The organism is Bradyrhizobium sp. Ash2021 (assembly GCF_031202265.1).
Classification (GTDB): Bacteria; Pseudomonadota; Alphaproteobacteria; order Rhizobiales; family Xanthobacteraceae; genus Bradyrhizobium.
Genome location: NZ_CP100604.1, coordinates 8,961,353 through 8,982,288, shown reverse-complemented (window position 1 = coordinate 8,982,288; position 20,936 = coordinate 8,961,353). Strand labels below are relative to the sequence as shown.

The 20,936-nt window shown below is 62.2% G+C and carries 17 protein-coding genes; 8 read left to right on the top strand and 9 right to left on the bottom strand.

Going from position 1 to position 20,936, the window contains the following annotated elements:
* Window positions 1–105: 105 nt before the first annotated feature.
* The 5 genes from NL528_RS43150 to NL528_RS43130 all read right to left on the bottom strand — a co-directional run bounded on the left by NL528_RS43150 (window position 106) and on the right by NL528_RS43130 (window position 4,440).
* Window positions 106–1,719 carry a benzoate-CoA ligase family protein gene (locus tag NL528_RS43150; RefSeq protein ID WP_309180418.1) on the bottom strand — a complete coding sequence of 538 codons (1,614 nt, stop codon included), beginning with the start codon at window positions 1,717–1,719 and terminating at the stop codon, window positions 106–108.
* On the bottom strand, window positions 1,716–2,855 hold the full coding sequence (locus NL528_RS43145; protein ID WP_309180417.1) for an FAD-dependent monooxygenase: 1,140 nt from the start codon (window positions 2,853–2,855) through the stop codon (window positions 1,716–1,718). Before NL528_RS43145 ends, NL528_RS43150 begins: the two co-directional genes overlap by 4 nt.
* 100 nt (window positions 2,856–2,955) lie before the next feature.
* Entirely contained in the window at window positions 2,956–3,168 is a 213-nt protein-coding gene (locus tag NL528_RS43140) for a hypothetical protein (protein WP_309185250.1), read from the bottom strand.
* Window positions 3,169–3,301: 133 nt separating this feature from the next.
* Window positions 3,302–3,526 (bottom strand): hypothetical protein, encoded by a 225-nt coding sequence (locus NL528_RS43135; RefSeq protein ID WP_309185249.1) that lies wholly within the window; start codon window positions 3,524–3,526, stop codon window positions 3,302–3,304.
* A 95-nt stretch (window positions 3,527–3,621) separates the two neighbouring features.
* Window positions 3,622–4,440 carry a cysteine rich repeat-containing protein gene (locus tag NL528_RS43130; RefSeq protein ID WP_309180416.1) on the bottom strand — a complete coding sequence of 273 codons (819 nt, stop codon included), beginning with the start codon at window positions 4,438–4,440 and terminating at the stop codon, window positions 3,622–3,624.
* On the opposite strand from NL528_RS43130, the gene NL528_RS43125 reads away from it, so the two are divergent.
* From NL528_RS43125 to NL528_RS43115, 3 genes are read left to right on the top strand one after another with little or no spacing between them, the layout of a single operon-like run.
* Window positions 4,322–4,642 carry a hypothetical protein gene (locus tag NL528_RS43125; protein WP_309185355.1) on the top strand — a complete coding sequence of 107 codons (321 nt, stop codon included), beginning with the start codon at window positions 4,322–4,324 and terminating at the stop codon, window positions 4,640–4,642. The two genes, NL528_RS43130 and NL528_RS43125, sit on opposite strands and share 119 nt — an antisense overlap.
* Before the next feature lie 41 nt (window positions 4,643–4,683).
* A complete protein-coding gene (locus tag NL528_RS43120) occupies window positions 4,684–5,841 on the top strand; it encodes an efflux RND transporter periplasmic adaptor subunit (RefSeq protein WP_309185248.1) in 1,158 nt (385 codons plus the stop codon).
* An 8-nt stretch (window positions 5,842–5,849) separates the two neighbouring features.
* Entirely contained in the window at window positions 5,850–9,008 is a 3,159-nt protein-coding gene (locus tag NL528_RS43115) for an efflux RND transporter permease subunit (protein WP_309180415.1), read from the top strand.
* 104 nt (window positions 9,009–9,112) lie between these two features.
* On the opposite strand, the gene NL528_RS43110 is transcribed toward NL528_RS43115, so the two are convergent.
* Window positions 9,113–10,114 (bottom strand): NADP-dependent oxidoreductase, encoded by a 1,002-nt coding sequence (locus NL528_RS43110; protein WP_309180414.1) that lies wholly within the window; start codon window positions 10,112–10,114, stop codon window positions 9,113–9,115.
* A 223-nt stretch (window positions 10,115–10,337) separates the two neighbouring features.
* Here NL528_RS43110 and NL528_RS43105 point away from each other — a divergent pair, with 223 nt between their 5' ends.
* Together NL528_RS43105 and NL528_RS43100 are read left to right on the top strand one after the other, a co-directional pair.
* On the top strand, window positions 10,338–11,630 hold the full coding sequence (locus NL528_RS43105; RefSeq protein WP_309180413.1) for a dicarboxylate/amino acid:cation symporter: 1,293 nt from the start codon (window positions 10,338–10,340) through the stop codon (window positions 11,628–11,630).
* Window positions 11,631–11,641: 11 nt separating this feature from the next.
* Entirely contained in the window at window positions 11,642–12,574 is a 933-nt protein-coding gene (locus NL528_RS43100; protein WP_309180412.1) for an amino acid ABC transporter substrate-binding protein, read from the top strand.
* Window positions 12,575–12,730: 156 nt separating this feature from the next.
* On the opposite strand, the gene NL528_RS43095 is transcribed toward NL528_RS43100, so the two are convergent.
* Complete coding sequence (locus NL528_RS43095) at window positions 12,731–13,678, bottom strand: RimK-like protein (RefSeq protein ID WP_309180411.1); 948 nt, start codon at window positions 13,676–13,678, stop codon at window positions 12,731–12,733.
* A 293-nt stretch (window positions 13,679–13,971) separates the two neighbouring features.
* Here NL528_RS43095 and NL528_RS43090 point away from each other — a divergent pair, with 293 nt between their 5' ends.
* The 3 genes from NL528_RS43090 to NL528_RS43080 all read left to right on the top strand — a co-directional run bounded on the left by NL528_RS43090 (window position 13,972) and on the right by NL528_RS43080 (window position 17,768).
* A complete protein-coding gene (locus NL528_RS43090; protein WP_309180410.1) occupies window positions 13,972–14,745 on the top strand; it encodes a ferredoxin--NADP reductase in 774 nt (257 codons plus the stop codon).
* A gap of 411 nt (window positions 14,746–15,156) precedes the next feature.
* A complete protein-coding gene (locus NL528_RS43085; RefSeq protein WP_309185247.1) occupies window positions 15,157–15,945 on the top strand; it encodes a patatin-like phospholipase family protein in 789 nt (262 codons plus the stop codon).
* 191 nt (window positions 15,946–16,136) lie between these two features.
* On the top strand, window positions 16,137–17,768 hold the full coding sequence (locus tag NL528_RS43080) for an FMN-binding glutamate synthase family protein (RefSeq protein WP_309180409.1): 1,632 nt from the start codon (window positions 16,137–16,139) through the stop codon (window positions 17,766–17,768).
* A gap of 15 nt (window positions 17,769–17,783) precedes the next feature.
* Here the strand turns inward: NL528_RS43080 and NL528_RS43075 are convergent, their stop codons facing one another.
* The gene (locus NL528_RS43075) at window positions 17,784–18,614 is read right to left on the bottom strand and encodes a transporter (RefSeq protein ID WP_309180408.1); all 831 of its coding nucleotides are present in this window, start codon (window positions 18,612–18,614) and stop codon (window positions 17,784–17,786) included.
* Window positions 18,601–20,598 carry a carbohydrate porin gene (locus tag NL528_RS43070; protein ID WP_375144111.1) on the bottom strand — a complete coding sequence of 666 codons (1,998 nt, stop codon included), beginning with the start codon at window positions 20,596–20,598 and terminating at the stop codon, window positions 18,601–18,603. The genes NL528_RS43075 and NL528_RS43070 overlap by 14 nt, the downstream gene beginning before the upstream one ends.
* Window positions 20,599–20,936 lie beyond the last annotated feature (338 nt).

Genomic DNA, 20,936 nt, shown 5'->3' with positions numbered 1-20,936 from the left:
AGCAATCCATTCTTTCTTTCTGTAGCGCGATGGATTGCTTCGCGGAGTTTAGCATCGGGCGCGCATTCGCGCGACCCGTTGGCTCGCAATGACGATCGCATAACGCTACATCTTCATCACCGCCTGCCGGTCGATCTTGCCCGTACCCGTCTTCGGCAATTCGTCGATGAATTTCACTTCGCGCGGATATTTGTACGGCAGCAGTTTTGCCTTGACGAAATCCTGCAATCGCTTCGTCGCCTCGCCGGCGTCGAACGCGCAGTCGTTCATCACCACGACCGCTTTCAACGTCATGCGCCGGTCCGGCAACTCGGCCGCGAATACCGCGCATTCGCGCACATCCGGGTGTTCGGCAAGACAAAGCTCGACCTCGAGCGGGTAGACCCATTGCCCGGAGATTTTGATCAAATCGTCGGCGCGGCCGCGGAAGAAATAAAAACCGTCGGCATCGCGCACAAAGCGGTCGCCGGTATAGATCCATCCGCCGTCGCGGATGGTCTCCGCCGACTTGTCCGGCCGGTTCCAGTACAGCGGCGTATTGGAATCGCCGCGAACCCACAAAATGCCTTCCTCGTTGTCGCCGACCTCGTGGCCGTCCTTGTCCCGCAGCGCAATTTCATAACCGGGGACGCGCAGGCCGGCGGCGCCGAGCTTTTTCTTCTCGGGCCGGTTCGACAGATAGATGTGCAGCGCTTCCGTCGATCCCAGCCCTTCGATGATCTCAAGGCCCGTCAGCGCCTTCCAGCCGTTGAAGACGTCAGCGGAAAGCACCTCGGCGGCGGACAGCGCCATCCGCAGCGATGAAAAATCCGCTAGCGGCGCGCCTTCGGCCTTGGTCAGCGACGTATAGAGCGTCGGCAATCCGAAGAAGACGCTGGGACGGAAGCGTCCGATCGCCTCGAAGATCGCCGCCGGCCTCGGCTGCCCCGGCAGCAGCAGGGTGGCCGCGCCGACCGCGAACGGAAAGGTGATGGAATTGCCAAAGCCGTAGGCGAAGAACATTTTCGGCACCGAGAAGCAGATGTCGTCGGGTCCGAGTTTCAGCACATCGCGCGCGAACGCTGCCTCGCTATAGGCCATGTCGTGCTGCAGATGCACGATGCCCTTGGGCCGTCCGGTCGAACCGGACGAATACATCCAGAACGCCATCTCGTTGCGGTGCGTGTCGGCCTCGGCGAGGCTGGTCGGGAAATCCTCCAACCACTTGTCCGCGGCGATGGCATGCGGCACGGCGTGCGCGCCGGCGGCGCCGTTGACCACGATCAGGGTGTGCAGCGGCGTATCCTTGCAGGCGATCGCATCGAAGCGCGAACAGAATTCGGCGTCGGCAACGGCCACGGGCGCACCCGCATCCGAAAGATAAAACTGCAGCAGATCCGGCGGCGTCAGCGTATTGATCAACAGCGGCACGAATCCTGCGCGCACCGCGCCGAAGAAAGCCGCGGGATAGGCCGGCGTGTCGTCGAGGAACATCAGCACACGGTCGCCGCGGTTCAAGCCCAGCGCCAGAAAGCCGTGTCCCCATTGCGCGGCCTCGGCGCAGAGCTGCGCATAGCTGCATGTGCCGCCCGGACCGGTGAGCGCCAGCCGGTCACCGCGGCCGTGGGACAAATTGTCGAACAGGATGCGGCTGGCGTTGTAGCGGTCGGGGATCGTAAAGCCGATCTCGCGCGCGCCGGCATTATCCAACGGTACCTGATCGGCGATTTCGTGCATCATGACCGGCTCCCGATTTTCTTCGCCGCCTCTAAGCGCGCCATGAACGCCGGCGACATCGCGCGCAGGCGCGCATCGTCGATCCGCCCGGAGCGGGTGATGTAGCTGTAGGCAAAATCCAGCAGATCGAGCTTCATATGTTCGGGGAAATGCTCATACCAGTCGGCGCTGGTGCGCGCCGCCGTCACCAGCTTTTTCACGATCGGTTTGCGCTCTGCCTGATAAAGCGCGAGCGCCGCCGGGATGTCTGCCTCGGCCTCCAGCGCCTTGGTCAGCGCGATCGCATCCTCGATCGCCAGCCGCGTTCCCGATCCGATCGAAAAATGCGCCGAATGCAGCGCGTCGCCGATCAGCACCATATTCCCCGACGACCAGTTTTCGTTCCAGATCCAGGGGAAGTTGCGCCAGATCGATTTGTTCGAGACCAGTTTATGTCCGTCGAGCGTTGCCGCGAATACTTGCTCGCAGATCGCTTGCGATTGCTCGATGGTCTTGTGTTCAAATCCATAATTTTCCCACGTCGCCGCGTCGCATTCGACCAGGAAGGTGCTCATCGACGGCGAATAGCGATAATGGTGGGCGTTGAAGGTGCCGAGTTCGGTCGCCACAAAAGTCTGCGACAGCGTGGCGAAGCGCCTGGTGGTGCCGTACCAGGCGAATTTATTGGTCGAATGCGAAACCGACGCGCCGAACTCCTGCTCAAAACTGCGGCGCACCAGCGAGTTCAGGCCGTCAGCCGCGACGATCAGGTCGTAACCCCTGAGTTCATCGACCGACTGAATGAGGGTGTCGTATTGCGGCGTGATGCCGGCGTCGCGGACGCGTTGCTGCAGGATGGTCAGCAATTCGAGCCGGCCGATCGAGGAGAAGCCGACACCGTCGATCTCGACGCTTTGCCCGCGCAAATTGAGCGTGATGTTCTTCCAGCTCTCCATCCTTGGCGTGATCGCATCAACCGTCTCGGGGTCGTCGGCGCGCAGGAATTCGAGCGCCTGTTCGGAGAACACGACGCCAAAGCCCCAGGTCGCGCCGGCAGCGTTCTGCTCGAACAGATCGATGCGAGCCTCCGGGTGGCGCTTTTTCCAGAGATAGGCGAAGTAGAGGCCGCCGGGGCCTCCGCCGAGCACGGCGATACGCACAGTCTTCCTCCCTAATTGACAGTACACTTACAATCTCGGTCAGAATAATCGCTGCGCGGCCGGGACGCCAGCGTAAAAATACCGGGAACTGCGTCTTAGGTCAGTAGCAGCGACGTACCTTCACGCCGCCCACCCACACCCAGCGGCAGCCTGCGACAACCGGCTTGCGCACGACGACCGCGCCGCGATATCCGGCGCAGCCGGCGCGGTGGACGCCGCGGGCGCAGACCACCGCGTTGGCGTCGGATGTTTCGAAGGTCATAGTGGCGGCAAACGACAGTATGGCGGCGGCAATCAGCAGAAAGGAACGGATGTCAGTCTCCCGGATTTGTCCTGTTTGATTTCAGGCTTGAGCCAAGGTTCTGCGGATGCAGTTCTGGCGCCTGCGCGCCGAATTCGTTTTTGAAATTCTCGGCTGATATCGGCGGCAGCCGTTCGAGGCTGCTCTACTTTTTCTCCGCCGCTTCCAGCACTTTCTTGCAAGCCGGCGTCAGCTTGTCGCCTTCCTTGGCCAGGCAGGCGATAATCCGTCCACCGCCCGGTATGACGCTTTTGCAATATTTTTGATAGTCGCCCATGCATGCGTCGCGCTGCGCGGCGGTCAGTTCTTGCGTGAACGCGGTTTGGGAAATGCACAGCACCGTGGCGGCCGTCAGGATAACGCGCGGCATTGGTTTCTTCCTTTCCAGATTGCTGTTGGTCATATCTCGCGCGGGAATCGCGTCGCCGACGATCCCCGATGGAAGGATCGCCGGCAGCGCGCGATTTATTGCGCGGAAAACTGGGCCAGGACGTCCTTGCAAGCGGGCGACAGCGAGGCCGCCTGCGTCGCCAGGCATTGCACGATACGGCCGCCGCCGGGCGCCACGCCGCCGCAAAGCGAGCGGACGTCGCCGCCGCATGCCGACCGCAGGACGAACAGTTGCTCGCGCGGCCGCATCGGCCGCAGCACGATGACGGCTGGCGCCGCCGGCGCGGCGGCTGCCGGAGCGGCTGTTGTCGCTGCAGCGGGCGCGCCGCCGGCCGCCGGCGCTGCGCCACCGCCGCCGGCTGCGGCGACCGCCTTCTCGCAAGGCGCCGAAAGCTTCGATTTGTTCTTCTCCAGGCACTGCAGTGCCGGCGCGCCGCCGGTCGGCACCCCCGCGCAGACTTTTGGATAGTCGGAGCGGCAGGCGCTGCGGATGGCGGAAATCTGCGCGCCGCTCGGCTGCTTCGCCGTCGTGCTCGCCGCGGCCTTGGGCGCTGCGGTTTCCGTCTTGGTGGTTGCAGCGGTTGGAGCGGACTCCGTCTTCGGTGGAGCCGGAGCGGACTCGGCCTTGGGTTCGGCCGGGGCTTCGACGGCCTGAACGGCGCTCTTGCAACTCGCGGAGAGACTCGACATGTTCTTCTGCAGGCATTGCAGCGATGCTTCACCGCCCGGCGGGATGCTGGAGCAATGCGCGATGTAATCGGAGCGGCATTGGGATTTGATCGCGTCGCGCTGGGCCTGGCTCGGCGCTTGCGCAAATCCCGGTGCTGCAGTTGCGAATGTCGCAGCCGCCAACAACGCCCAAAGCTTCGCCGCACGTTTCAACGTGTTGATCATTTGCATAAATCCCTTTGTTGTCGCTGGAGCCGCCGCTTCAACCGAATTGAATTATGTACAAACCGGCGAAAAAACTTTCGCGGCCGACATCATTTTAGCTTTCCGGTTCCACTGCAAGCGGATTGTTGCTATTCATGGCTCGCGAACGTTCTCGAACGAAAAGCCTTTTCCTGAAGCAAACTTCATAGAGGCACGGAAATGAGGCATACGCGCGCGCCGGCACATTTCAAGCTGAATGATATTGTGCGGCTGCGAACCGCTGATGCTTTGCGTATTGCCTTCGTCACATTTTCTTTCGTCAGCTTAAGTGCCTGTGAACAAAATAGTTTTGTGCCGCCGCCGCCACCCAAGGTTGAAGTCGGGTTGCCGGTGCAACGCCCCATCACGCGCTATATCGAGGCGACCGGCAACACCGCGCCGATCAAGAACGTCGATCTGGTCGCGCGGGTGCAGGGGGTGCTGCAATCGATCAATTATCAGGACGGCAGCTTCGTCAAGGAAGGCACCACGCTGTTCACGATCGAGCCTGAGACTTACAAATTGAAGCTCGAACAGGCGCAGGCCGCCGAAGCCGGCGCGCAAGCGTCGCTGCGACAGGCCGAGGCCGACTTCAAGCGCCAGTCGGATCTGGTGCAACGGCAGGCGGTCTCGCAGGCGACGCTCGACACCTCCACGTCCAACCGCGACAACGCCCAGGCCAATTTGCTGCAGGCCCAGGTCAACACCAGGATCGCGGAGGTCAATTTCGGCTATACCAATGTCGTGGCGCCGTTCGACGGCATCGTCAGCGCCCATCTCGTATCCGTCGGCGAGCTCGTCGGCGCGGCGTCGCCGACGCAGCTTGCCACCATCGTGGCGCTCGATCCGATCTACGTGAATTTCAACGTCAATGAACAGGACGTGCTGCGGGTCCGGCAAGAGGCGCGCCGGCGCGGCCTGACGTCGAACGACCTCAAGACGTTCCCGATCGAGGTCGGATTGCAGACCGACAGCGGCTACCCGCACAAGGGTAATCTGGATTACGTCGCGCCGACGCTCACTCAGTCGACCGGGACGCTCGCGGTGCGCGGCGTGCTGCCCAATCCCGATCGCGTGCTATTGCCCGGCTACTACGTTCGTGTCCGAGTTCCCTTCGAACAGCAGGCGAACGCGCTGCTGGTCCCCGACGTCGCTCTCGGCAGCGATCAGGCTGGACGCTATGTGCTGGTCGTGAATGGCGACAACGTCGTCGAGCAGCGCAAGGTCCAGACCGGGCCGCTGGAGGGCGATCTGCGCGTCATCGAAAGCGGCCTCAAGGCCGATGATCGCGTCGTCACCGCCGGGCTGTTGCGCGCGATCCCCGGCCAGAAGGTCGATCCGCAGCTAACGAAGAGCGAAGCGTCGCCGGCACCGGCCAAATAGGATCGGCCATGATTTCGAAATTCTTCATCGAGCGGCCGGTTCTCTCCAACGTCATCGCGATCCTGATGATCCTGATCGGCGGCGTGTGCCTGTTTCGGCTCGCGGTCGCGCAATATCCCGATGTCGTGCCGCCGACGGTGCAGGTCACGACGCGCTATCCCGGCGCTTCGGCCAAGACCGTGATCGATACCGTGGCGCTGCCGATCGAGCAGCAGGTCAATGGCGTGGAGGACATGCTCTACATGCAGTCCTATAGCGGCGCCGACGGCACCTATACGCTGACGGTGACCTTCAAGATCGGCACCGATCTCAACTTCGCGCAGGTGCTGGTGCAGAACCGGGTGTCGAGCGCGCTGTCGCAGCTGCCGCAGTCGGTGCAGAACCAGGGCGTCACCGTCCAGAAGAGATCGACGGCGATCCTGCTGTTCGTGACGCTGACCTCGCCGAAGGAGACCTACGACAGCCTGTTCCTCTCGAACTACGCCACCATCAATATCAGGGACGAGCTGTCGCGGCTGCCGGGCGTCGGCAACGTGACCGTGTTCGGCGCCGGCCAGTATTCGATGCGGGTCTGGCTCGATCCGAACAAGCTGCAGGTCCGCGCGCTGATGCCGCAGGACGTCATTTCCTCGATCCAGCAGCAGAGCCAGCAGGTCACCGCGGGTCAGGTCGGCATGCCGCCGACGCCGGCGGGACAGGCCTTCCAGTACACGCTCAACGTCAACGGACGGCTCGACGACACCAGCCAGTTCGAGGACATCATCGTCAAGACCGGCAGCAATGGCGATGTCACCAGGGTGCGCGACGTCGGCTGGGTCGAGCTTGGCGCCCAGACCTACAGCCAGGTCTTCTCGCTCAACAACAAGCCGGCCACCGGCATCGGCGTATTCCAGTCGCCCGGCGCCAACGCGCTCGAGGTCGAGGCGGCGGTCCAGAAGAAGATGGCGGCGCTGGCGACGCAATTTCCGCAGGACATCAAGTACGACACGCCGTTCGACACGACCAAATTCGTCTCGGCATCGATCAACGAGGTCTACAAGACGCTGATCGAGGCCGGCTTCCTCGTCCTGATCGTGATCCTGATCTTCCTGCAGGACTGGCGCGCGATGCTGGTGCCGGCCACCACGGTGCCGGTGACGATCATCGGCGCCTTCGCCGCGATGGCGGCGCTCGAGTTTACCGTCAACATCTCGACGCTGTTTGCGATCGTACTCGCGATCGGCATCGTGGTGGACGATGCCATCGTCGTGGTCGAAGGCGCCGCCCATAATATCGAAAAGGGCATGTCCGGTCATGATGCGGCGATCAGCGCCATGGATGCGCTGTTCGCGCCGATCATCGGCATCACGCTGGTTTTGATTTCGGTGTTCCTGCCATCAGCCTTCCTGCCGGGCTTGACCGGCAGAATGTACTCGCAGTTCGCGCTGGTCATCGCCGCGACCGCGCTACTCAGCGCCGTCAACGCTGCGACGCTGAAGCCGACGCAGTGCGCGTTGTGGCTGCGCCGGCCGGTGCCGCCGGAACAGCGCAACTTCTTCTATCGCGGCTTCAACGCCGTCTATAACCGTCTCGAGCGGGGTTATGCCCGGTTGATAGATCGACTGGTGGCGCACAGCAATCTGTCGGTGATCTCGGCGTTGATCCTGATCGGCATCGCCGGCTACGGTCTGTCGCGGGTGCCGACGGGCTTCATTCCGATCGAGGACCAGGGCTATTTGCTGGTGGCGGCGCAGTTGCCCGACGGCGCCGCACTCGACCGCACCCAGCGCGTGCTCGATCAGGTCAGCGACCTCGCCGGCAAGACGCCGGGTGTCGAGCAGGTGATCAGCATCGCCGGCATATCGGCGCTCGACAACAGTTCCAGCCTCGCCAATGCCGGCGTCGCCTATCTGATCCTGAAGGAGTGGAGCGAGCGTGGCGCGGGCCAGGACCTGCGGTCGCTGTTCGTCGGACTGAACGAGAAACTGTCGGTGATTCCGGAGGCGCGGATCCTGGTGGTTCCGCCGCCGCCGATCCAGGGCATCGGCAACGCTGCGGGCTTTGCCATGCAGGTCCAGCTCCGCGACGGCAATTCCGATTTCGGCAAGTTGCAGGCCATCACCGGCGCCATCGTGGCCAACGCGCAGACGCAAAGCGCGCTGCAGCGCGTCAGTTCGCCGTTCCGCTCGATGGTGCCGCAGTTCGACGTCGATGTGGACCGGATCAAGACGGAAACCCTGCATGTCACCACCGACCAGATCTTCTCGACTTTGTCTTCCTATCTGGGGTCTTCCTACATCAACCAGTTCAACAAGTTCGGCCGCACGTTCCAGGTCTACGCCCAGGCGGATGCGCAATTTCGCCTGACGCCGCGGGACATTGAAAGACTGTATGTGCGCAACAGCCAGGGCGACATGGTTCCGCTCGGCACGGTGGCGAAGATCACGCCGTCGGTCGGCCCTTCGCTGATCAGCCTGTACAATCTCTATCCGTCCGCGACCATCATCGGCCTGCCCGCCACGGGCTACAGTTCCGGCCAGTCGATGACGCTGATGGAGGAGATTGCGGCCAAAACCTTGCCGCCGGGAGCGGGCTATGAATGGACGGCGATGTCGTACCAGGAGAAGGTCGTCGGCGGCCAGATCTACTGGGCGTTCGGGCTTGCCCTGCTGCTCGTGTACCTCGTGCTGGCCGGACAATATGAGAGCTGGTACGCGCCGATCTCCGTGATCCTGGCCGTGCCGCTTTCCTTGCTGGGCCCGATGTCGGTGCTCACGGCGTTGCGGATCGAGAACAACCTCTACACACAGATCGGCATCATCCTGCTGATCGCGTTGTCGGCCAAGAACGCCATCCTGATCGTCGAGGTCGCGCTCGAGCTTCATGTGCGCGACCGCAAGCCGCTGCTGGAATCCGCGGTGGAGGCGGCGCGCGCGCGGTTCCGGCCGATCCTGATGACGTCGTTTGCCTTCATCCTCGGCGTGGTGCCGCTGGTGCTCGCCACCGGCGCCGGCGCCAACGCCCGCAAGTCGATCGGCATCACCGTGTTCTCAGGCATGCTGGCCTCGACCTGTCTGGCCGTGCTGTTCGTGCCGACGTTCTTCGTCGTGGTGCAGCGGTTCGAGAACTGGCTGGCAGGGAGAAAGGCAGGGAAGGCCGGCGCGCAAGAGATTCCGCAGGCGCATTAACAAACTCGTCATGGCCGGGCGTAGGCGAGCGGAAGCGACGCCGTCCTTCGGACGGCTGTGCCCGGCCATGACGGAAAGTGAAGTATCTTCGCTTTAAAAGGCCCTCACACCTTCACCATCCGCTTGCCGCGGTTTTCGCCGGCGAGCAGCCCGATCAGCGCCTTTGGCGTATTCTCCAGGCCGTCGATCACGTCCTCCTGTACCTTCAGTTTGCCGGAGGCGACCCAGGACTGCAGGTCCTTCAGGGCGGAATCGCGCTGGTCCATATAGTCCATCACGATGAAGCCCTGCATGATGAGCCGCTTCACCACGATCAGGCCCGGCACGCCGCGCGGGCCATGCGCCGACGGCACGCCGTCATATTGCGAGATCGCACCGCAGCAGGCGATGCGGCCGCGATTGTTCATCAGCGACAGGCAGGCTTCCAGAATGTCGCCGCCGACATTGTCGAAATAGACATCGATGCCCTTCGGCGCCGCCGCCCGCAGCGCCTTGTAGGTCGCGCCGTCCTTGTAATCGACCGCGGCGTCGAAGCCGAGTTCGCTGGTGAGCCAATGGCACTTGTCCTTGCCGCCGGCGATGCCGACGACATGGCACCCCTTGATCTTGGCGATCTGGCCGACGATCGACCCGACCGAGCCGGCCGCCGCCGAGACCACGACGGTTTCACCTTCCTTTGGCTTGCCGACTTGGAGCAGGCCGAAATAGGCGGTGAGGCCGGCGATACCGTAGACTGAGAGCAGATGCGTCATCGGCTCCAGCTTCGGCATCTTGTTCAGGTGTTTTGCGGGCACGGCGGCGTAATCCTGCCAGCCGGTATCGCCGAACACGATGTCGCCCGCCTTAAGGCCAGGCGCTTTCGAGGACACCACTTCGGCAATGCCGCCGCCGGCCATCACGGTGTTGGCCTCGACCGCCGCGCGATAGGTGGCGCCGTGCATCCAGGCCCGGTTGGCGGCATCCAGCGAGATATAGCGCGTCCGCACCAGGGCCTCGCCGTCCTTCGGCTCGGGGACGGCCCCCTTGGACATCCTGAAATGCTCGGGTCCGAGTTTCCCGGTCGGCTTTTCCACCAGCAGGATCTGGCGATTGACGGTGTCGTTCATGGCGTTGTCTCCCCTCGACTAGCGGTTCTTTTGGCAATTCTTGATGCAATTGACCGCGCATGAGGCGCTCAATTGCACACATTGTGCGCTGCATTGAACGCTAGTCGGCGCGCGCGCATTCCACAACGGGAACATTGCGGCAGGCGTGTAAATTGCCGCAAGCTTGTTGCGTCGCCCTCCAAATCTGCCAAACTCTGGGCTGCCGGAACTTACGGGGGTAAAAATGTCCAGCAGGTTCACGCAATTCATTTTGATCGCGATGGGGCTCGGCATCGTGATGGGGACACTGGTTTTCAATTATCTGCCCGACAGCCGGGTGGAGATCGCAGCCGACGTAAACCTGATCGCGATGCTGTTCCTGCGCCTGATCAAGATGATCATCGCGCCGCTGGTATTTGCCACGCTGGTCGGCGGCATCGCTCATATGGGCTCCGGCGCCAAGCTCGGGCGCATTTTCGCCAAGACCATGGGCTGGTTCGTCAGCGCCTCCTTCGTCTCGCTGCTGCTCGGCCTCCTGATGGTCAATCTGCTGCAGCCCGGCGCCAACTTCCCGGGCACGTTGCCCGACAAGGCGCAGTCGACCGGCCTGCCGGTATCGGCGTTCTCGATCGAGAAATTCCTGACCCATTTGATCCCGACCTCGATCGCGGACGCGATGGCGCAGAATGAAATCCTGCAGATCGTGGTGTTCGCGGTGTTCTTCGCGGTCGCGCTGGGCGCCATGCCGGAGCGGTCGAAGCCGATCATGTCGCTGATCGACGACCTCGCGCACATCATGCTCAAGGTCACCGGTTACGTTATGCTGTTCGCGCCGATCGCGGTATGGGCGGCGATCACGGCGACCGTGGCCAAGAATGGCCTGCTGGTGCTGTGGAAGCTGATCGTGTTCATGGGCGGCTTCTATCTCTCGCTGCTGATCCTGTGGGCGATCCTGGTCATCGTCGGCTTCGTCGTCATCGGGCCGAGATACAGCCATTTGCTGCGGCTGATCCGCGAGCCGCTGATGATCGCGTTCTCGACCGCGTCGTCGGAAGCCGCCTATCCGAAGACGCTCGAGGGCCTCAACAAATTCGGCGCGTCGTCGCGGATCTCGGCCTTCGTGCTGCCGCTGGGTTACTCGTTCAACCTCGACGGCACCATGATGTATTGCACTTTCGCGAGCATCTTCATCGCGCAGACCTACCACATCGAGATGCCGCTCGCGACGCAGCTTGCGATGCTCGCGACGTTGATGATCACCTCGAAGGGCGTCGCCGGCGTACCCCGCGCCTCGCTGGTCGTGATCGCCTCGACGCTCAGCCAATTCGGCATCCCCGAGGCCGGGCTGTTGATGATCATGGGCATCGATACCTTCCTCGACATGGGACGCAGCGCCACCAACGTGATCGGCAACTCGCTGGCCACGTCCGTGGTGGCGAAGTGGGAGGGCGAGCTGAAGGCCGAGCATGAGCTCGGACCCGACGACGTCGTTCCCTCCGATACTGTTCCGGGTGACGCCGTATTGGCCGGCCACTGAGGGAGAGATGCATGCATCGATCTCCGGGGAGGCCGATATTGGCGGGCGGCTTGTTGCTGGCAGCATGTCTGCTGGTAACGGCCGCTTCCGCGCAGACAGCCGGAAGCGAGGGGCTTAGCCCCACGCTTGCCAATATCAAGAACACCCATACCGTGCGGCTCGGCTATCGCGAGAGCTCGCCGCCGTTCTCGTTCCTCGATCACTCCAACCGGCCGATCGGCTACAGCCTCGAATTGTGCGAGGCTATCGTCGACGAGATCGGCGTTGAGGTCGACGACTCCAATCTCAAGATCGAATACGTCAAGGTCACGTCGGACGACCGTATTCCGGCGGTGACGCAGAACAAGATTGATCTCGAATGCGGATCGACCACGGCCAACGCCGAGCGCGCCAAGCTGGTGGCGTTCTCGCCTTTGATGTTCGTGGCCGGCACCAAGCTGATGGTGCCGAAGGCCTCGGGCATCGCGGCGCCCGCGGATCTCAAGGGCAAGACCGTGGTGGTGACGAAAGGCACCACCAACGAGCAGGCGATGCACAACGTCGACAAGAAATTCTCGCTGGGGCTGAACATCGTCACCGCCGGCGACCACGAGCAATCCTATCAGATGCTGGTGGAGGGCAAGGCCGATGCGTTTGCAACCGACGACATCCTGCTCTACGGCCTGATTGCGCGGCACAAGAGCCAGGACAAGTTCAAGGTCACAGGCGAATATCTGTCCTACGATCCCTATGGCATCATGTTCCGCAAGGGTGAGCCGCAACTGACCGCTGTGGTCGAGCGGACCTTCCGCAAGCTCGGCTCGAACCGCGACCTGATCCCGCTCTACAACAAATGGTTCGTCTCGCGCCTGCCGACCGGGGAACGGCTCAACGTCGCGATCTCGCCGCAGCTCGAAGAGGCTTTCAAGGTGCTCGACGATACGCAAGGGTCGAGCAACAACTAGGTGGCGGAATCGCAGGGTGGGCAAAGGCGCGCTTGCGCCGTGCCCACCGTCTATCCGCCTCGTTATTGCGAGAGGTGGGCACGCGGAGCCTGTCATCGGGCGCGCATCCGCGCGACCGGTTGGCTTTGCCCACGCCACGAGATCATGCGGACGCGTTCACCCAAACACCTTGTCCAGCGCGGCATTGTAGGCGGCGTAGACGAGGTCGGGGTGCAGTCTGCCGAGGGCTTCCATCTTGACCCCGGAATTGACTTCGAGGACTTGCCAGGCGCCGCCGGAGCGCACGACGTCGATCGACCCGAACCGGATGCCGACCGCCGTAGCGGCCTTGATCGCGAGCCCAACGCAGGCATCGCGGACATCGCCCTGTTCCAGCAGGACAGGCTGCGCGCCCGAATCGAGGTTGTGACGCCAGTTGAGCATGCGCTGCTGCCCCAGGGGCGGCACCGCGTCGAGGTCGGCCTTGTCCAGGTCGCCGGTCATGCCAAGCAGCACGCTCGATCCCTGCTCGGTCGATGTCGTTGCGAGCGCGAGTTCGCGTAAGGAATGCTTGCCATCGCCGACGACCGACGGGCGGGTCTTGCTGTAAACGATTAGCGGAAGATCATCCAGCAGGACCACGCGAACCTCGTCTTCGATATCGACGTAAGGTGAAATCGCAAGACTCGGATAGGCGGAAAAAATCCGGGTCACCGCGCGTTCGAGTCCGGGTCTGGTCTTCACCAGGAAGACGGATTCGCCCGAGGTCCCTTCATTGGGTTTGACGACGAGACCTTCCGGGTGCTCCTCGAGTTGACGAAGCATCGCATCACGCGATCCCGATTCAGGGACATGCGAACTGAGTTTGGGGCCGAGATACAGCGTGTGTGGAATGCAGGGCAGGCCGGAAAGCTTCAGGACATCGGCGGTTGCCGCCTTGTCGTTGGCGATCTGATGCGCGGCGGCGCCGTTCAGTCCGATATCATAGCCGAATGCGAGGCGGCGCTGCGATCCGCGCTGCATGACGATCAGCCAGCCGCCGGACTTAACCTCGATCGCAATTTCGTGCGCGAGACAATATTTCCTGACGGCATCGACGAATATTCGCTGGCTGGTAAGGACCACTAAATCATTTTCCCTTTGCTGCGGCTTTCGTAGCAATTAATTGCCAGATCAGCGGCAATCTCAGCAAGTTAATTACGTGCTCGTTTGGGCCTTAACGATATTGCGTCGAACCTTTTTATGAAATTAATCGACTGCCACTTTGAGTTCTCAATTGCGCGTCAGAGCATCTTGACTATCTCTGTTATCGGCGGAAATCACACGCAAGATCGTCAATGATTTCGGCCACTTTCGTGCGGTCGACGGCAGCTTAAGTCAATCGTTCTACATCAGGTCAATCGGAAAAACCAAAACACATGAGCGCATTCTATAGAGAGAAAGTTCTTTCTGTCCGGCACTGGACCGACACGCTTTTCAGCTTCACCGCCACCCGCGATTCCGGCTTCCGCTTCCAGAACGGGCAGTTTGCCATGATCGGCCTCGAGGTCGAGGGCCGGCCGCTGCTGCGTGCCTACAGCATGGCGAGCGCCAATCACGAGGAAGAACTCGAATTCTTCTCGATCAAGGTCGCCGACGGGCCGCTGACCTCGAAGCTGCAGAAGATCAAGCAAGGCGACACCATTCTGGTCGGGCGCAAGGCGACCGGTACGCTGATCACAGACAATCTGATCCCGGGAAAGCGTCTGCTGTTGCTGTCGACCGGCACGGGTCTGGCGCCGTTTGCGAGCCTGATCAAGGACCCCGACGTCTACGAGCGCTATGACACCATCGTCCTGGTTCACGGCTGCCGGCAGGTATCCGAGCTCGCCTATGGCGAAGAGCTGGTGGCAAAACTGCGCGACGATGAACTGTTCGGGCCGCTGCTGTCGGAGAAGCTGCTCTATTACCCGACCGTGACGCGGGAGCCGTTCCGCAACCGCGGCCGCATCACCGACCTGATCACCTCGGAGCAGCTGTTCAACGACATCCACCAGCCGCCGCTCGATATCGAAACCGACCGCATCATGATGTGCGGCAGCCCGGGCATGCTGGAAGAGCTGCGCCAGCTGTTCGAGACGCGCAGCTTCCTCGAAGGCAGCCACAGCGAGCCGGGCCATTTTGTGATCGAGAAGGCGTTCGTCGAGCGGTAAGTCTGGTGTCCCGGACGCGGCGCAGCGCTTCTTCAGCGGTGCACCGCAGAGCCGGGACCCAACTTGCGGAAACATAGCCCCTGGATCAGCAGCGCAGCGCAAGAGCGCTGCGCAGCATCCGGGGAACGCACCTACTTTCGCGCTCATTCGTCATTCCGGGGCGATGCGAAGCATCGAACCCGGAATCTCGAGATTCCGGGTTCGCGTCGTCGACGCGCCCCGGAATGACAACCACCGCCATAGCTTCCCCCGTTCCACCGCTGCTATAACGCCCCGAACGTCGCGCGGCCGGTTGCCGATGCGGCGACCCCAGGGAGCGAACGGGTTTTGTCGGTACTCGAACAGATTGGCCCGGTGAAAACGGCATTCGTTTTCGCCGGCGGAGGCAGTTTCGGCGCCATCCAGGTGGGGATGTTGCACTCGCTCGCCGCGCACGGAATTGTTGCCGACATGGTGGTCGGCTCCAGCGTCGGTGCCCTGAACGGCGCATTCTATGCGGGCGATCCGACGCTCGGTGGGGTCGAGAGACTGGCTACCATCTGGCGCGGGCTGCGGCGGCGCGACGTTTTCCCGATGAGCTGGCGGACGGTGCTGAGCTTTCTGTGGCGCCGTGATTTCCTGATCCCGCATGACGGCATCCGCAAGCTGGTCGACGATCATATTCCCTATCGCAACCTGCAGGACGCCAGACTGCCGGTGCATATCGTCACCACCGATATCATCTCCGGCGACAGCGTGGTGTTGTCGGAAGGCTCCACCGCCGAGGCGATCGTCGCCTCGACCGCGATTCCCGGTGCGTTTGCGCCGATCCGTCACAACGACTACTACCTTGCCGATGGCGCGATCTCCAGCAACACGCCGATCAAGGTCGCGGTCAAGAAGGGCGCGATGCGGCTGATCATTCTGCCGACGGGCCATGCCTGCGCGACGCAGGCGCCGCCGGTCGGCGCGGTCGCCAATGCGCTGCATGCGCTGACGCTGTTGATTGCGCGGCAATTGGTCAGCGAGTTGGAAAGTCTCGATCCCGCAATCGAATATTTCGTGGTGCCGCCGCTATGCCCGCTGGTGGGATCACCTTATGATTTCTCGCGAACCGCCGATCACATCGACCGCGCCATTGCGACCACCGATGCCTGGCTGGCGCAGCACGGGCTGCAGGAGGGCAAGATCCCTCACGAAATGCGGCCGCATCGTCATTAGCGGCGAGAGATTCGGCGGTTACGCTGCACTGCAAAAGGCGTTCTGGATTATTTGATTGACCGCGGGAATAACTAACTTTTTCCGCGATCCGCTGTCACATCGGTGACCGCCGCACCGTATATCGTATAGCGCTTGTTCCGCTGGTTGGATTAAGCTGTGGATGACAAGGATCATCCGCCCGAGGGATATTTATGGAAACGCTGCTGCTTCCGTTCTCGCCACGCTTCATCGTGCTGACGATTTGCGGCGTCGTCACCGCGCTGCTTCTTTCGATCGGCGTTTTGGACCACAATCCCAAGATTTGGGAAGTGGTGTTGGTTCCAATCCTGATCTTCGGCGCCCTCACGCTGCTCGGAGTCCGCGATCTCGTGCAGAAGAGCCACGCGGTGCTGCGGAATTATCCGATCTCGGCGCATATCCGTTTCCTGCTCGAAGAGATCCGGCCGGAAATGCGGCAGTATTTCTTCGAGAGTGAAAAGGACGGCATGCCGTTCAGCCGCGACACCCGCGCCCTGGTGTACCAGCGCGCCAAGATGGTGCTCGACAAGCGGCCGTTCGGCACCCAGGAAGACGTCTATCGCGACGGCTATGAATGGATGCACCATTCGGTGGCGCCGAAGCCGCGTGCCGAGGAGCAATTCCGCATCACCATCGGCGGTCCGGATTGCACCAGGCCGTATTCGGCCTCGGTCTTCAATATCTCGGCGATGAGCTTTGGCGCGCTCAGTCCAAATGCGGTTCGTGCTTTGAACGCCGGCGCCAGGAAGGGCGGCTTCGCGCACGACACCGGCGAGGGCGGCGTCAGCCCCTATCATCGCGAGAACGGCGGCGACATCATCTGGGAAGTCGGCTCCGGCTATTTCGGCTGCCGCAACCGCGACGGCAGCTTCAATCCGGAGGAATTCACGCGCGTCGCCGGCGACGACCAGATCAAGATGGTTGAGCTCAAGATCAGCCAGGGCGCCAAGCCCGGGCATGGCGGCGTGCTGCCGGCAGCCAAAGTCTCGGCGGAGATCTCCAACATCAGGGGCGTCGCGATGGGCGAGGATTGCATCTCGCCGGCCTATCACCGGGCGTTTTCGACACCGCTGCAAATGATGGCGTTCATCGGCGAGATGCGAAGGCTGTCCGGCGGCAAGCCCGCCGGATTCAAGCTGTGCATCGGCCACCCCTGGGAGTTTCTCGCGATCTGCAAGGCGATGCTGCAGACCGGAATCTATCCGGATTTCATCGTGGTCGACGGCAATGAAGGCGGCACCGGTGCTGCGCCGCTGGAGTTCATGGACCATCTCGGCATGCCGATGCGCGAGGGCGTCAACTTCGTGCACAATGCACTGATCGGCATCAATGCGCGCGATCGCATCAAGATCGGCGCTTCGGGAAAGATCGCGACCGCCTTCGATATGGCGCGCGCCATGGCCATCGGCGCGGACTGGTGCAATTCGGCGCGCGGCTTCATGTTTTCGCTGGGCTGCATCCAGTCACTGAGCTGCCACACCGACCGCTGTCCGACTGGCGTAACCACGCAGGATCCAAGCCGCGCTCGGGCGCTGGTGGTGCCGCACAAGGTCGAACGGGTTTACAATTATCATCACGCCACCCTGCATGCGCTGTCGGAATTGATCGCAGCCGCAGGCCTCGAACATCCCCGGGATATTCGGCCGATCCATTTCTCGCAGCGAACCTCGACGAGAGAGGTCTGTTCATTCGCGAAGCTCTATCCATCGCTTCGTCCGGGCGAGTTGATCGACGGCACCGCCGATCCGCGCTTCCGCGAGGCTTGGGCCATGGCGCGGGCGGAGTCGTTCCAGCCCGCGGGGTGACGTTGGCGCGGCAACTCAGCGCGCGGAGGCGCGAAACAGATCGTCGAACCGGAAGGAATATCCGACGCCGACGATATAGTTCGGGGAATTCCGGTTGAGACCGAACGCGACGTGGAAGTCGATCTGCTGGGTCCTGGTCAACAGATAGCCGCCGCCGGTATTGATCAGCTGCACGCTGCTGCCGCGGGAGGGATAATCGCCGACATATTCGACGAACAGCGACGCGCGCTCGGTGACTTTCTTTTCAAGCACGAAGGTCGCCTCCGTGGTCTGCCTGTTGGCAAGGTTGGCGGGAAAAAAGAAGGTTGTCAGCATGCCGCTGGTCCCCCAGCCGCCGCCAAGTTCATGCGACCACGGGAATTGCAGATAGGGCTGCAGACCGGGTCCGGTGATCTTGGCAGCGCCGGTGGGCAAGCCGGCACCCGCCGTCACCGACAAATTCCACGGCTCCGGAAGCGAGCTGAACTGCCATTTGACGGCAGGCGCCACATTGCCGAAGCCGCTGGCCGTATCGCCCTTCAGGCGGCCGAAATAATTCGGCACGTCGACCAGAAATTCCAGGCATGGGGCAATGCCCAGCCTCAGCCGGCTATTGGTGCCATCGAAAGTCTTTTCGGATCCGCGCCCGGTTGTGTTGATACCGTTCTCGCTCTGCAGGCTGCCCACGGGAACGACGAGGCTGGAATTGGTAACATCGGGCCGGTCGGTGGCGATCTCCGAGCCGGAACCCGGGCACTCGCCGGCGTAGGCAATCGTCGGCGCGCCCATGGTTACGAGAAGCATAGCCAGGGCCGCGGCGAGCGACCCGCGCCTGGTGTTGACGGCTGAAGCGTCAGAACTCGCCATGCAGACGGCCTGAGAAAATCGAGACCGGGCCACGGTCGGCATTGTAGGCGGGGTTGGCGATCAGCTGATAATCGGCCGTCAGCGTGAAGTGCGTGTCGATCGAATAGGCGTAATACGCCTCGAGGATGCGTTCGTTGCGATAATTGAGCTGGCCGTCGCCGATCAGGAGACCGAGGCCGCCCGCGGCCAGGAAATCGCGGTGCGCGCTGGAAAGTCCATTGATGGCGCCGCCAACGCCAATCGTGTCGCTTGGGCGTCCCCAATAGCTGCCTTTGACCGACAGGCCGCCTGAAACGCTGCGATCGACGTCGGTAAACGAAAGGATTTCGTTCTGCCCGTCATTCCAGCTTGCGCGCGCGAACAGGCCAATGTCCTTGGCGATCTGCTGTTCGGCATTGGCGTAGAATCCGTATTTGGGATTATCGCGCCGGATGCCCGTCATGACAGCGTTGATATCGAGCGCGGGATCCATCCCCTCGATTGCCAGCGCCTCGCGATAGTTGCCGGTGTTGCCGCGATTTCCGAACACGCCGAGCCGGACCTTGCCGGGCTGATCGAAGATCGAATATCGGCCTTCAAATTCGACCACCGCGCCGCCCGTCCTGAAGACGAGGATATCGCTGTTGGGAGCGTCGGGCACCTGGAATAGTCCGGCGCGTACCGCCCAGTCCTTGCGGTTGAGCTCGACCACGGCGCCGCGGGTGTAGCCCGGCAGATCGGCGGGAAAGTCGTAGGCCGCCGACGACCACATCGCCCAGTTCATGAAATCCGCGCGCGGGTCTTTGGCGTAGGAATTGCCGTCGAAGAAGTCGCCGACCGCGAAACGTCCGACGATCAGCGTCACGCGATCGATATCGCGCTTGCCCGGCAATTGATTGGGGCCGTCGGCGACATCTTCCTGTTCGCCGCCAAGGCCGAACGTCTGCTTCAGGTAATAGCGTTGCGGACGAATTTTCGGAAACGCTGCGCCGGCTTTTTGCGCTTCTCCGTTCGGAAAACCGGCCAGTCCCAGCGTGCCGTTGAGGCCAAAGCCCTGCGCGAGCTCTGGGTTGAAATAGAACTCGCCGCCTTCCCAGAGCCGCAGCCCCAGAAAGGCCGTCGTCGTCCAGGTCTCCTGAATCTGTCCTGGTCCCGGGAGGCTGTTGGCGCCAGCGTAGGGCGACCGGAAGGATGGATAGGCTTGCGGCAAGAACGTCGTCTGCGCATGCACATTCCAGTCGTTCGATCGCGCAAACGCGGATTGACCGTTGGTGAGAACCGACGGAGCCCACGGCGTATCGCCAAACCGGTAGTTGAGACCAAACTCGATCAGGTGGATGCGGGGATCAACATTGACGCCCGGCAAGGCGAAGTCGCTGAGATCGTACATCCGGCGTGCGAGATCGATGTAGTCATATTCGAGCTTGGCGCTCCAGTTGCCGCCGACGGCAAACTCGGCGCCCGCGCCGACGGTCCAGCCGGTGTGGTATTGCCCGGGAGAGGAGAGGATTTCTCTGCCGCCATCGTTGATATTGATGTGGCTGTGCCCCCAGGCAAAGCCACCCGTCAGATATGGCATCCACATTCCGAATGCATAGCCGACACGGCCGCGCAAGGTGCCGGTGTAGTCGATCGTCGCATTGAACGGAGCCGGTGCTCGCCGCGGCAGGTCGACCGGACTGGGGAACGTCGCGTCCGCCTCGATGCCGAGTACGACGCGATTGGAAAACTGCCTGTTGTAACCGGCTTGAAAACCGCCGGTCACGCCCGTGACGCTGTGCGGAAAGAACGCACCCTGTTCGGGAAGCGGATTGGTGCCGGGGCCCAAACCGCCGTCGCCATAACCGACATGGCCGCCGAGATAGAAGCCGGTCCAGTCATAAACCGCTTTATAGGCAGGCGCTTTCAGCGCCATATCAGCGGCGAGCGCAGGACTGCCGAGCGCGAGCGCGCCGAAGGCGGCGCCGGCAAAGACATGTCTTGGGGAGCGGCGGTCGCAGTTCATCGATGCGGATACTTCCAGCGCGAATATTCCGGCAGCGTTTTGCCGCATCACTGCAGATTTGATGGCTCGCCGCCACCCAAGAAATGAAGTCATCAACCCCGCCGCCCCCGGTCGGATTCCACAATTCTCCCGGTCAAAGCCAGATCGGGAAAATGCACGATTCATTCCCGATCGTTATTGCAAGTAATTCGCAATAGCAAGAAGGATTGGGAACCTCCATGTTGGATGGCATTGCCTGATGACAATTGCGCAACAGGGTTTGGGCCAGCCGATCGAAGGGGACGGGGTGGGGGGCGAACCAGCCGGCCGGATGAGGCGCCCGCGTCGGACGCGGGAGA

Excerpts from the sequence above, each read along its gene's own strand:
- NL528_RS43070 (WP_375144111.1), bottom strand. The coding sequence starts at position 20,598 with ATGAACTGCGACCGCCGCTCCCCAAGACATGTCTTTGCCGGCGCCGCC.
- NL528_RS43105 (WP_309180413.1), top strand. The coding sequence starts at position 10,338 with ATGTCCAGCAGGTTCACGCAATTCATTTTGATCGCGATGGGGCTCGGC.
- NL528_RS43135 (WP_309185249.1), bottom strand. The coding sequence starts at position 3,526 with ATGCCGCGCGTTATCCTGACGGCCGCCACGGTGCTGTGCATTTCCCAA.
- NL528_RS43100 (WP_309180412.1), top strand. The coding sequence starts at position 11,642 with ATGCATCGATCTCCGGGGAGGCCGATATTGGCGGGCGGCTTGTTGCTG.
- NL528_RS43130 (WP_309180416.1), bottom strand. The coding sequence starts at position 4,440 with ATGATCAACACGTTGAAACGTGCGGCGAAGCTTTGGGCGTTGTTGGCG.
- NL528_RS43080 (WP_309180409.1), top strand. The coding sequence starts at position 16,137 with ATGGAAACGCTGCTGCTTCCGTTCTCGCCACGCTTCATCGTGCTGACG.
- NL528_RS43150 (WP_309180418.1), bottom strand. The coding sequence starts at position 1,719 with ATGATGCACGAAATCGCCGATCAGGTACCGTTGGATAATGCCGGCGCG.
- NL528_RS43085 (WP_309185247.1), top strand. The coding sequence starts at position 15,157 with ATGTTGCACTCGCTCGCCGCGCACGGAATTGTTGCCGACATGGTGGTC.
- NL528_RS43090 (WP_309180410.1), top strand. The coding sequence starts at position 13,972 with ATGAGCGCATTCTATAGAGAGAAAGTTCTTTCTGTCCGGCACTGGACC.
- NL528_RS43115 (WP_309180415.1), top strand. The coding sequence starts at position 5,850 with ATGATTTCGAAATTCTTCATCGAGCGGCCGGTTCTCTCCAACGTCATC.
- NL528_RS43110 (WP_309180414.1), bottom strand. The coding sequence starts at position 10,114 with ATGAACGACACCGTCAATCGCCAGATCCTGCTGGTGGAAAAGCCGACC.
- NL528_RS43075 (WP_309180408.1), bottom strand. The coding sequence starts at position 18,614 with ATGGCGAGTTCTGACGCTTCAGCCGTCAACACCAGGCGCGGGTCGCTC.